The sequence below is a fragment of the Photobacterium sp. genome (assembly GCF_057456235.1).
Genome location: NZ_JBVCPH010000024.1, coordinates 18,964 through 30,729 on the forward strand (window position 1 = coordinate 18,964; position 11,766 = coordinate 30,729).

Here is an 11,766-nt window from a genome sequence, read left to right on the forward strand (position 1 = left end):
CGAGTCTCCGCTCTTATTAGTATTTAAAAAATTGGCGAAGACTATACCAGATGCGGTATAAGAAAACCGCACTTCATTCGCATTGATGAAATGTTAAGCACAAAAAAATCAATGCTATATGTCAACAACACAACATGGGTACCATTAATAACGACGTCGATAACGCGGCGGCGTGCGGTGACATTGCTCGGCTTTTCTTTTCCGGTAAAACCAGACCACAACGGCAATCAAAATGATCCAGGGCAACAACTTGAACACCACGCCGATCATGCCAGCCACTGCCATAATGGCAAAACCGGCCATTACCGCTATCACGACCCCCATCATACTGATGCCGGTAAAGACCAGCACCACCGCAAAAACGATTAGAAATAGAAACTCAATCATACCCTTTCCTTTATATTATCGGCTCTATGAGAGATGTGCACAAAGCAGGCCAGAAATATGAAACAGGCCAATACCATATAGATCAGACAGATATAAAAAAACGTGACCTTTGATTAAGATCACGCTTCAATTTATTGGTCAAATTCACCATATCGAATGGTGTGGCTGACCACACCCAAACAGTTAGCAATCTCAGTCAGACATCTAAATGCGCCGGGATTTTATCCAGAGCCTGCTGCAGCACTTCTATCCCTGCGCCAGGCTTGTGGGCATTTTCGCTAATATGACGACGCCATTGACGGGCACCCGGCATACTCTGGAACAGGCCCAGCATATGGCGAGTAATGTGCCCCAGGTAGGATCCATCAGCCAGCTGGCGCTCAATATACGGATACATGGCTTCCACCACTTCACGACGTTTTTTCACCGGCTTATTGCTGCCAAACAGGCGCTGGTCAAGCTCTGCCATCATATAAGGGTTTTGGTATGCTTCACGGCCAACCATCGCCCCGTCAAGGTGTATCAGGTGAGCTTCAATTTCTGCCAGTGTTTTTACGCCGCCATTAACGGCCATGGTCAGGTGAGGGAAGTCTTGCTTTAGCTGATAAACACGCGGGTAATCCAATGGCGGGATTTCACGATTTTCTTTCGGGCTCAACCCCTTTAACCAGGCTTTACGGGCATGGATGGTAAAGTTATCACAGCCGCCTTTTTCGCTTACCGTACCGATAAAATCGGTCAGGAACTGGTAAGAATCCTGCTCATCAATACCAATCCGGGTTTTAACCGTCACTGGAATATCAACCACTTCACGCATAGCTGAGACACACAAGGCCACCAGCTCCGCTTCGCCCATCAAACAAGCACCAAAACGGCCATTCTGTACACGATCCGACGGACAACCCACATTCAGATTAACTTCATCATAACCGCGATCTTGGGCCAGCTTGGCACAATGTGCAAGATCTGCCGGATTCGAACCACCCAGCTGCAATGCCAACGGGTGCTCTTCGTCGTTATACGCCAGATAATCCCCTTTACCGTGAATGATCGCGCCGGTTGTCACCATCTCGGTATAAAGCAACGCGTGCTCACTCAGCAGACGATGAAAATAACGGCAATGGCGATCCGTCCAATCGAGCATCGGGGCGACGGAGAAACGACATGAGGGGAACTCACCCTTAAGTGTTTGTTCTGATCGTAAATCGTCGCAATTTGCAACAGCACTATTTGGCATCGAAAACCTCATTCTGACCCGTTTTTGCCTGTTTTTTGACCCCTTGGGTTCACAACAATGACCCAAAAAATCTTCCTTCAGCATCCTATTTGAGCGCCGATAACCGTCGCTTCAATCCGCCGAATATCCATCCAGCGATGGTTAGCTTTATCAAAGAGAGCGGATTCTACCCCATTACGGACACAAGCCCAAATAAGGAGAGCATCATAGGGGCTATGGCGATGACACATCTCAGTATTAGAAATGTGTATAAACAAAGCAACCCTAGGCTAACTGACACATATGAAGCGGTCATAAAACGAATAGCAGCAAAGGCTTGAAGGTGAAAAAATGCGCCGTCAGAGGCAAGAGTAAAAAGTAAAAAGTAAAAAGTAAAAAGAACATTGGCTTCTTTTTCCTTTTTAATTTAATAGATTGTTATTTAAGTATTTTACTTCCCAACCCTTACCACCTGTACAGCATTTCAAGCTTTTAGACACCAGTAGGCAAAAAGCTGAACGGTCGATGTAAACTTTAAAGATTCAATACGTTAGAAATATGACTATCGGTAAATCATTAACGAACGACGACTTTTAGGTGAAAATAAGGCAAAAAGGTGTACGGAGTGAATTATCTGCATAAAAGCCCCATCCCAGTACGAAACGCGCACATATGATGGCAAAAACAAATCCCAACAGATCTTCAACGGACTATAGCCAACTGGCTTCATTTTCCAGCCCTCGAAATGTCCGCCATATCTTCGTAGAATTCATCGAACCGAGATACGTTTATCGAATGCTATGGTAAACTACTGGACTTACCACCGTTTTTTGAGGTTTTATGGCAAATCAAACGCAACTGCTGGATAAAGCGCGACAGCTTTGCGAGCAACGTGGAGTCAGGCTTACACCTCAAAGACTAAAAGTACTTGAGCTAATTATTGACCACCACTGCTCTATCAGTGCTTACGAGTTGTTAGATTTGCTCAGAGTCACAGAGCCGCAAGCAAAGCCACCAACGGTATATCGCGCACTGGATTTTCTCTTGACTCAAGGGTTTGTTCATAAAGTAGAATCAACTAACAGCTACATTGCCTGTTGTGTTTTAGGCCATGCGGATCACTGTTCACAGCTGCTTATCTGCGATGTGTGCAGTACTGTCGAAGAGTGCCATGACGATGATCTGGCAAAATGGCTTCGCCAGAGGGCGGAAAAGCACGGCTTCAGCATTGATCATCATGTCGTAGAAAGTCACGGTATTTGCCACAAGTGTCAAAACAGCAAATAATCATTTTTTAAATCTTCAGATACAGTCATAAAGTAACTATGCGAGCAGAATTCGTAAACCCTTTCTTAGCTTCACTCCTGAATGTATTAAAGACCATGGCGTCGATGGAGCTGGCACCACAAAAACCACGCATCAAGAAAGATGAGGTGGCACGCGGCGACGTATCGGGGTTAATAGGCCTGATAGGACCTCAAACCAAAGGTTCTATGTCGATAACCTTTGATGAGGGCTTAGCGCTGGAAATTATGCAGCGTATGCTGGGTGAGCGCCCCAATGGTATCAATGAAGAAGTCACTGATATGGTGGGGGAAATTACCAATATGGTCACCGGCGGCGCGAAACGCATCCTGGCCGATAAAGGCTATGATTTTGAAATGGCCACCCCCGCAGTCGTCTCTGGCCGGAGCCACACCATCACTCATAAATGTGATGGAGCCATCATCATCATGCCTTTCGATTCTGAATACGGTAAAGCATTTATCGAAATCTGTTTCGATTAATACTTTTCTTCATTTATCTTTGTAATCGTTCCAGTCAGAGTTTTTCTGGCTGGCGATTAACCCTTGTATATTAAGCCACCCTCTGAATTACCGCTGCAATTTATCACGCCAATTATACCTTTCGGGATAAGGTGTACCTACATCAAAAAACGGCAACAAAACACTTCAAACTGGCATATTTTCGTTCTAGACTCGACACACGGAATACGCATCAACACACTTATGGTTGATTCTTTTTCCGCTCCTTATTTTGCTTTCCACCGGGTAAAGCAAGGGCATCTCCCTCATTCAAAGGAAAGAACGTAACATGAGTAAACTGACTGGAACCGTAAAATGGTTTAACGACGACAAAGGCTTTGGTTTTATCTCTGCGGAAAATGGCAAAGATGTTTTTGTTCACTTCAGTGCAATTCAGGCTCAGGGCCGCCGTACTTTACGTGAAGGGCAATCTGTTGAATTTATTGTCACCGATGGCCAGAAAGGCCCGCAAGCCACTGAAGTGGTCACCCTGTCTTAGTTCACTATAACGAAACGAAAAAAACGCCGCATAGTGCGGCGTTTTTATACTCTCAGTCACAAAGACTTAGCTGCGCCACTGTTTAAACGCATTAATCAGGCCATTGGTAGAGCTGTCATGGCTTGAAATACCTTCTGCACTGTTAAGCTCAGGTAAGATCTGGTTAGCCAGTTGTTTGCCTAGCTCAACGCCCCACTGATCAAAACTGAAGATGTTCCAGATAACGCCTTGAGTGAAAATCTTCTGCTCGTACAGTGCAATCAATGAACCCAGTACGCTTGGCGTCACTTGCTTGACCAGAATTGAGTTGGTTGGGCGGTTACCGTCAAAGACCTTGAATGGCACAAGATCTTTCACTTCATCCAGCGACTTACCGGCTGCGACAAACTCCGCTTCCACCTGCTCTTTGGTTTTACCAAAGGCCAGTGCTTCAGTCTGCGCAAAAAAGTTCGCCATCAGTTTTGGATGGTGATCGCTCAATGGATTGTGGCTAACAGCCGGTGCAATAAAATCGCAAGGGATCAACTTAGTACCCTGGTGGATAAGCTGATAGAAAGCATGCTGACCATTAGTACCAGGCTCCCCCCAGATAATGGGACCGGTCTGATAGTCAATAGGGTTACCGCCACGATCAACACACTTACCGTTTGATTCCATATTGCCCTGCTGGAAGTAAGCAGCAAAACGGTGCAGATACTGATCGTAAGGCAAAATTGCTTCTGACTCGGCACCATGGAAGTTGTTGTACCAAATACCAATCAGCGCAAGGATGACCGGCAAGTTCTCTTCAAGTGGTGCCTGTGCAAAGTGCTGATCCATGGCATGTGCACCATTCAGTAGTTCAACAAAGTTGTCGAAGCCAACTGAAAGACAAATAGACAGACCGATTGCTGAACATAGCGAATAACGGCCACCGACCCAGTCCCAGAATTCGAACATGTTGTCAGTATCAATACCAAACTCTGACACGGAACCCGCGTTCGTTGACAGCGCGGCGAAGTGCTTAGCGACGTGCGCCTGCTCTTCGGCCGTCGCCAGGAACCAGTCACGCGCAGAATGTGCATTGGTCATTGTTTCCTGAGTCGTAAACGTCTTCGATGCGATCAGGAATAGGGTTGTCTCCGGATTCAGATCTTTTAGCGTTTCAGCGATGTGCGTACCATCAACGTTCGACACAAAGTGCATGTTAAGACGTGTTTTATACGCCGCCAGTGCTTCAGAAACCATGTAAGGGCCAAGATCAGAACCACCGATACCGATGTTGACAACATCGGTAATTTCTTTACCGGTGTAGCCTTTCCAGTCGCCATCCACAATGCGGGCAGTAAAGTCTTTCATCTTCTCCAGCACGGCATTGACTTTAGGCATAACATCTTCACCATCAACCATGACGGGAGTGTTGCTGCGATTACGCAGCGCCGAATGCAAAACGGCACGGCCTTCAGTCTGGTTGATTTCTTCACCACTGAACATATCAGCAATCGCCGCTTTAAGTTCGGTTTGCTCAGCAAGGGCAAATAACTTGGCTAAGGTTTCTTCTGTGATAAGGTTTTTTGAATAATCAAGCAGGATGTCAGAGCCGAATTTAGCAGAGAATTTAGCAAAACGGTCGCTGTCATTGGCAAACAGATCGCTCAATTGCAGATCTTGAGCTTCTTCATAGTGTGCAGTCAGTGCTTTCCACGCTTGAGTATGCGTTGGGTTGATGTTTTTCAACATGGTGAAGTTCCTGATTTTTTAGATTTTCAATCCATTAAGCGTAGCTTGACCTAAAGCCCAATGGATCCCCGATATTCGAATGTTGTGAATTGTGCGCTGTCTGTTTTAGTCAGACCTTTTTTTGTAATTTTACAACTTATGACAGATTATGACTTGAAGCATCCTCTACCTTCATTGCGTCAGGTCACGAAAACCAAGAGTAAATAATAGACGCTATTATCACTAATGATTACAGTAACTCCCTCTGATTGCAGCAGAGCTTTAACCAAGAGGCAAGCACTATGTGGTACCAAAAGACAATTCAGCTGAAAGCCAGGCCACGAGGGTTTCATCTTATAACCGATGAAATTGAACAACAAATTCCTGAAATTCTCCCGCTCTCGATAGGTCTGGTTCATCTTTTTATCCAACACACTTCAGCCAGTCTGACCATGAATGAGAATGCCGATCCGACGGTTCGCAGTGATATGGAGGCGCACTTTAATCATTATGTCCCAGAGTGCGCGCCATATTACCAGCATACCTATGAAGGCGATGATGATATGCCGGCTCACATTAAAGCATCGACACTGGGCAGCAGTATCAGCATTCCAATATCACAGGGCTTGCTGGCATTAGGTACCTGGCAAGGTATTTATCTCGGGGAACACCGTGATCACGGCGGGCGGCGCCGAGTGGTGGTGACCATTCAGGGGGAATAGAATAACTCAATATAATAAAGCCGCAGCGGCCGCTACGGCTTTTAGATAATCATGCCAACTACAAGATACTGTTTTTATTTACAAGTAGGACATGGCAACACGGGAGGTCAGCTTCGTCACTAATTCATAAGCGATCGTACCGATATGTCCAGCCACCACTTCTGCTGGCAGCCCCTTCCCCCACAAAATCACTTCATCACCAACTTTATCTTCCGCATCCGGACCAAGATCGACAGTCAGCATATCCATCGACACGCGGCCTGCCATCGGCACAAGACGCCCGTTCAGCAATACCGGTGTACCGTTGGGTGCAGTCCGGGGATAACCATCACCATAGCCAATGGCGATCACTCCCACCTTGGTATCGCGCTCGCTGGTCCAGATCCCGCCATAGCCGACCATTTCTCCTTTCTTCACATCACGTACTGCAATGAGGCTGGAGGTTAACGTCATTACCGGTTGCAGGTTAAAGGCTTCGGCTGAACGCTCAGCACCGGTAAACGGTGATACGCCATACATAATAATGCCGGGCCGAATCCACTCTAACTGGCTTTCAGGCCAGGCTAAAATACCGGCAGACGCCGCTAATGAACGTTCGCCGCGACAGCCTTCCGTCAGCGATAAAAACGTATTGATTTGTTGACGGGTCACGTCGCTGTTTAGCTCATCGGCGCAGCCGAAGTGGCTCATATAACGCAGTGGCTTGGCAACATTGGGACAGGCATGAAGGCGCTGTACAAAATCAGACTGCTGCTCAGGACGTACCCCTAAGCGATGCATGCCGGTATCAATCTTTAACCAGACAACCGCCTGATTATCTAACTGAGCCTGTTCTAATGCTTCCAGCTGCTCGACGGAATGCACGACGGTGTGGATATTATTGGTGACCAGAACAGACAGGTCCGATGCGCCATAGAAACCTTCTAACAACAAGATAGGTTTAACCACCCCGCCGGCACGTAACGTCAGGGCTTCTTCCATTCGGGCCACACCAAAGGCATCGGCATCAGGTAAACTTTTTGCTACATGCAACAGACCATGGCCGTAGCCATTTGCCTTTACCACTGCCAGAAGTTTACTGTTCGGCGCCTGTAAACGGATCTGACGAATGTTGTGTGTAAGAGCTTCAGTATTGATATAGGCTGTTGCCGCTTTCATCAGAAATCCCTCGTTATTATGCTTAAAATCACTCTTCGTCGAATGCTGGGCCTGCGTAGTTGTCAAAACGCGAGAACTGGCCTTGGAAAGTCAGGCGTACCGAGCCGATAGGGCCATTACGCTGCTTACCAATAATGATTTCGGCAATCCCTTTCAGGGCACTTTCTTCGTTATACACTTCGTCCCGGTAAATGAACATGATCAAGTCAGCATCCTGCTCGATCGCACCCGATTCACGCAAATCTGAGTTGATAGGGCGTTTATCAGCACGTTGCTCCAAGGAACGGTTAAGCTGAGAAAGCGCCACCACCGGCACATTCAGTTCCTTGGCCAGCGCTTTAAGCGAGCGGGAGATCTCCGAAATTTCCAGAGTACGGTTATCCTGCAGTCCGGGTACTCGCATCAGCTGAAGGTAATCGATCATGATCATACTCAGGCCACCGTTATCACGGGCGATGCGGCGGGCACGGGAACGGACATCGGTCGGCGTCAGGCCGGAGCTGTCATCAATGAACATATTCTTCTTCTGCATCAGAATACCCATCGTTGACGAAATACGTGCCCAGTCTTCATCATCCAGCTGGCCGGTACGGATTTTAGTCTGATCGACCCGCGAGAGCGACGCCAGCATACGCATCATGATCTGTTCGGCGGGCATCTCCAGCGAGAAGATAAGGACCGGTTTTTCCTGATCCATTGCCGCATTTTCGCATAAGTTCATCGCAAAGGTAGTTTTACCCATTGATGGACGGGCCGCGACGATGATCAAATCAGAGCCTTGCAGACCCGCGGTTTTCTTATTCAGATCACTGAAGCCGGTTGAAACCCCGGTTACCCCGTCTTGCGGCGATTGATACAGGAGCTCAATTCTTTCTAAGGTTTTTTCCAGAATGGTATCTACATTCTGCGGGCCTTCGTTTTCATCAGAACGCTGCTCAGCGATGGCGAAAACCTTACTCTCTGCCATATCGAGCAGATCTTCACTGGTTCGCCCTTGCGGATCATACCCCGCATCAGCAATTTCATTGGCAACGCCAATCATCTCGCGGATCAGAGCACGCTCACGCACAATCTCTGCATAAGCGGAAATGTTTGCCGCTGATGGTGTATTTTTCGCAAGCTCTGCCAGATAAGCAAATCCCCCGACACCTTCAAGCTTATCGGCGCGTTCCAGATGCTCAGATAAGGTGATCAGATCGAGCGGCTGGCCACCATCGAGTAAAAACGACGTCGCTTCAAAAATAATGCGGTGGGGGCGGCTGTAAAAGTCTTTCGCAACGACTTTACCTGCGACTGTGTCCCACTTTTCATTATCCAGCATCAAGCCACCAAGCACGGACTGCTCGGCCTCCAATGAATGCGGAGGCATTTTGATGGCTTCCATCTGGGTATCTCTGGGTTTACTCGGTTTGCTTTTATCTGCCATAGGAATTGCGTGATTGCCGGAAACTAAGCCGACTAGTATACCTTATTCATGCCACATCTACTTATCGATAAATAAAAAGATGGGGCTTCACTCAGGTGATTATTATGACGCTTTTCTGGCTGCAAGACGTACGCCTCAGCGATCCCTGACCAAACGCTGACATTATTAAGGTAAACTGCGGGGCCAAAAATATATCGAACTATTAACCATCAGCTATGTCACGAACAAAAGGAAAACTCTTGGCAAGATATTTATTCGCCCTGCTACTGCTTGCCAATACCGCCGCCTATGCTGATGAAGAGGACGATGCACCAAACCTCCCTCCCTCACCTTTATCGACTGAAGTCGAACTGGGTTATCAGTCTCTATCTGGCAACTCTGACTCACAATCACTGAACAGCCGTCTGGGGCTGACTTATGTCAAGAATCAATATCGTTATCAGGGCGAGGCAAAATACCTGCTGGTTGATAAGGATGGCGAAGAAGATAAACGCAAAGGTGAGTTAGAGCTGCAAAGCGATATGAAAATCAATGAACGGGCCTACATCTTAGGCAACGCCAATTATGTTGATGATAAATACGGCCCATACTTTACCGATTTTACCCTCTCAACCGGTTTGGGTTACCAGTTATTGCGACGTGAAACTTTTTTACTCGAAGTGGAAGCCGGCCCGGGTTACCGCCATCAGGAACCAAACATTGATGAAATTGACGATGACGATATCGTCGTACCGGAAACGGTCGATGAACCGATCATCAGGGGCAGTACGAAATTCACCTGGAAGCCAGCCAAAAACGTCGAATTGAATGCACGCTTCACCGGCATTGCCGGCAATAGTAACAGCACGCTGGAAAGTGAAATAAACCTGACCAGCTCGATCACTGAACATATCGCGATCAAATTCAGTAATACCCAGAAATTTAACAGCTGGGTGCCAGAGGGACTGGAAAAACGCGATTCCACCATGACGATCAATTTGCTGTTTAAGATCTAATACCGAACAGCCCCCTAGATTACAGGCATAAAAAAACCAGCCCGAAGGCTGGTTTTTTCTATTAACGCTAAACGCTATTACTCTGCAGCAACGATGTTTAGGTTAACAGTTGCGAATACTTCAGAGTGTAGCTGAATGCTAACTTCGAATTCGCCAGTAGTACGTAGTGCACCTTCAGGTAGGCGAACTTCGCTCTTCACTACTTCAACACCTGCCGCTGTAATAGCGTCAGCGATGTCGCGAGTACCGATAGAACCGAATAGCTTACCTTCGTCACCAGCTTTAGAAGCGATAACTACTGCTTCCAGAGCGTTTAATTTCTCAGCACGTGCTTGTGCAGCAGTCAGTTGCTCAGCAACTTTAGCTTCTAGTTCTGCACGACGAACTTCGAACATTTCTACGTTAGATTTAGTTGCCATAACAGCCTTACCCTGTGGGATAAGGAAGTTACGAGCGTAACCAGACTTAACGTTTACCTGATCGCCTAGGCCACCAAGGTTACCGATTTTATCAAGTAGAATAACTTGCATTATCTTGTCCTCTATATAAGTCTAAAAACTACTACGGCTTACAGATGCTTATCTGTATACGGTAGAAGTGCTAGGTAACGAGAACGCTTGATAGCGCGAGCTAGCTGACGCTGGTATTTAGCGCGAGTACCAGTGATACGGCTAGGTACAATTTTACCAGCTTCAGTAATGTAGTTTTTTAGAGTAACTACGTCTTTGTAGTCAATCTCTTGTACGTCTTCTGCAGTGAAACGGCAGAATTTACGACGACGGAAGAAACGTGCCATGGGCTAATCTCCTGAACAAAATATTTCAATGTGGTCGGCATGTAACACTAATTTACCGATACCATTTCGGCCGGTTTGGTATGAGATAAATCCCGCTACCTTAATATGACTGCCAACAGCTAAATCTTGAGTGAGCATTTGTTGACCTTTACCACTGACAACGACGTTGATGTAACAATACACCTGTCGAGGTAAGCCAGCTTCCCGCTGGTAAGAACGATGCTCAAGCACAAAGTGACAATGAGGCACGCCTGCCGGGGATTGGCTCCGTTTGGGGTCTTTGGCAATAACGCCAGATAACTCCAGACGATTGGTCATGGTTACAAATTACTCAGCTGCAGCTTCACCTTCAGCTTCCGCTGGAGCTTCTGAACGCTCTGAACGATCTGAACGCTCTTCGCGGTCGTCACGTTTAGTGAAACGCTCTTCTTTAGCCTTCATCATTGGAGATGGCTCAGTAACAGCGTTTTTCGTGCGCATGATCATGTTACGGATCACAGCGTCGTTGAAACGGAAAGTAGACTCAAGCTCGTCAATTACAGCCTGCTCAGCTTCAACGTTCATAAGAACATAGTGTGCTTTGTGCAGTTTGTTGATTGGGTAAGCCATTTGACGGCGACCCCAATCTTCTAGACGGTGAATCTGGCCACCAGAATCTTTGATTGAACCAGTGTAACGTTCGATCATGCCTGCAACCTGCTCGCTTTGATCAGGGTGCACCATGAATACGATTTCGTAATGACGCATTGGTTGCTCCTTACGGATTAATCAGCTTCCTGAGTTGGCTCGGTTATCCAGAGGAAGCAAGGAACTAAAAAAAGAACCGAGAATTTGGACGCTGAATAGTACAGAGAATGGCCAATCGACGCAAGGGGTTTTTATGGTTCAACGGGAAGTTATGTGGTTCGAGTCGCGAGGCAGGTAAGCTGGAGACTTTTGCCGGCCGGGTCCAGCAGGCAGGATAGACAGGCAAAATGAAGCCCCAGCCAACCATAAAAAAGCAGAAGCGCCATGTAAACTCCGCTTCTGCTCTTTCCAGGACCTAGGACCGGCTTAAGTCTCCG

14 protein-coding genes are annotated in these 11,766 nt (G+C 47.1%); 5 read left to right on the top strand and 9 right to left on the bottom strand.

Features of this window, described 5'->3' with window-relative positions:
• Positions 1-144 precede the first annotated feature (144 nt).
• On the bottom strand, positions 145-387 hold the full coding sequence (gene pspG / locus AC2204_RS19490) for an envelope stress response protein PspG (protein ID WP_318927542.1): 243 nt from the start codon (positions 385-387) through the stop codon (positions 145-147).
• 196 nt (positions 388-583) lie between these two features.
• Entirely contained in the window at positions 584-1,624 is a 1,041-nt protein-coding gene (gene dusA, locus AC2204_RS19495) for a tRNA dihydrouridine(20/20a) synthase DusA (protein ID WP_318927544.1), read from the bottom strand.
• A gap of 819 nt (positions 1,625-2,443) precedes the next feature.
• Here dusA and zur point away from each other — a divergent pair.
• The 3 genes from zur (at position 2,444) to AC2204_RS19510 (ending at position 3,907) form a co-directional block, all read left to right on the top strand.
• Positions 2,444-2,890: a zinc uptake transcriptional repressor Zur gene (zur, locus tag AC2204_RS19500; RefSeq protein WP_318927545.1), complete on the top strand. Its 447-nt coding sequence runs from the start codon at positions 2,444-2,446 to the stop codon at positions 2,888-2,890.
• A gap of 38 nt (positions 2,891-2,928) precedes the next feature.
• On the top strand, positions 2,929-3,390 hold the full coding sequence (locus AC2204_RS19505) for a chemotaxis protein CheX (RefSeq protein WP_318927547.1): 462 nt from the start codon (positions 2,929-2,931) through the stop codon (positions 3,388-3,390).
• Positions 3,391-3,697: 307 nt separating this feature from the next.
• A complete protein-coding gene (locus tag AC2204_RS19510) occupies positions 3,698-3,907 on the top strand; it encodes a cold-shock protein (protein WP_318927550.1) in 210 nt (69 codons plus the stop codon).
• 66 nt (positions 3,908-3,973) lie between these two features.
• On the opposite strand, the gene pgi is transcribed toward AC2204_RS19510, so the two are convergent.
• Entirely contained in the window at positions 3,974-5,626 is a 1,653-nt protein-coding gene (pgi, locus tag AC2204_RS19515) for a glucose-6-phosphate isomerase (protein ID WP_318927551.1), read from the bottom strand.
• Between the two features lie 281 nt (positions 5,627-5,907).
• On the opposite strand from pgi, the gene AC2204_RS19520 reads away from it, so the two are divergent.
• Positions 5,908-6,327, top strand: a complete 420-nt coding sequence (locus AC2204_RS19520) for a secondary thiamine-phosphate synthase enzyme YjbQ (RefSeq protein WP_318927553.1) — start codon at positions 5,908-5,910, stop codon at positions 6,325-6,327.
• A gap of 78 nt (positions 6,328-6,405) precedes the next feature.
• On the opposite strand, the gene alr is transcribed toward AC2204_RS19520, so the two are convergent.
• Positions 6,406-7,485, bottom strand: coding sequence for an alanine racemase (gene alr, locus AC2204_RS19525; protein ID WP_318927555.1), 1,080 nt, complete (start codon positions 7,483-7,485; stop codon positions 6,406-6,408).
• Positions 7,486-7,513: 28 nt separating this feature from the next.
• Entirely contained in the window at positions 7,514-8,911 is a 1,398-nt protein-coding gene (locus AC2204_RS19530) for a replicative DNA helicase (RefSeq protein WP_318927557.1), read from the bottom strand.
• Between the two features lie 239 nt (positions 8,912-9,150).
• Between AC2204_RS19530 and AC2204_RS19535 the strand changes: the two genes are divergently transcribed.
• Positions 9,151-9,906, top strand: a complete 756-nt coding sequence (locus AC2204_RS19535) for a DUF481 domain-containing protein (protein WP_318927559.1) — start codon at positions 9,151-9,153, stop codon at positions 9,904-9,906.
• 77 nt (positions 9,907-9,983) lie between these two features.
• Here AC2204_RS19535 and rplI read toward each other — a convergent pair whose 3' ends face one another.
• Genes rplI through rpsF form a run of 4 tightly spaced genes read right to left on the bottom strand, consistent with a single transcriptional unit; the run spans position 9,984 to position 11,449 of the window.
• Positions 9,984-10,436, bottom strand: a complete 453-nt coding sequence (gene rplI / locus AC2204_RS19540) for a 50S ribosomal protein L9 (protein WP_318927560.1) — start codon at positions 10,434-10,436, stop codon at positions 9,984-9,986.
• A 38-nt stretch (positions 10,437-10,474) separates the two neighbouring features.
• Positions 10,475-10,702, bottom strand: a complete 228-nt coding sequence (gene rpsR, locus AC2204_RS19545) for a 30S ribosomal protein S18 (protein ID WP_006233798.1) — start codon at positions 10,700-10,702, stop codon at positions 10,475-10,477.
• Between the two features lie 3 nt (positions 10,703-10,705).
• Positions 10,706-11,020: a primosomal replication protein N gene (gene priB / locus AC2204_RS19550; protein WP_318927568.1), complete on the bottom strand. Its 315-nt coding sequence runs from the start codon at positions 11,018-11,020 to the stop codon at positions 10,706-10,708.
• A 9-nt stretch (positions 11,021-11,029) separates the two neighbouring features.
• Positions 11,030-11,449 (bottom strand): 30S ribosomal protein S6, encoded by a 420-nt coding sequence (rpsF, locus tag AC2204_RS19555; RefSeq protein ID WP_107285306.1) that lies wholly within the window; start codon positions 11,447-11,449, stop codon positions 11,030-11,032.
• Positions 11,450-11,766 lie beyond the last annotated feature (317 nt).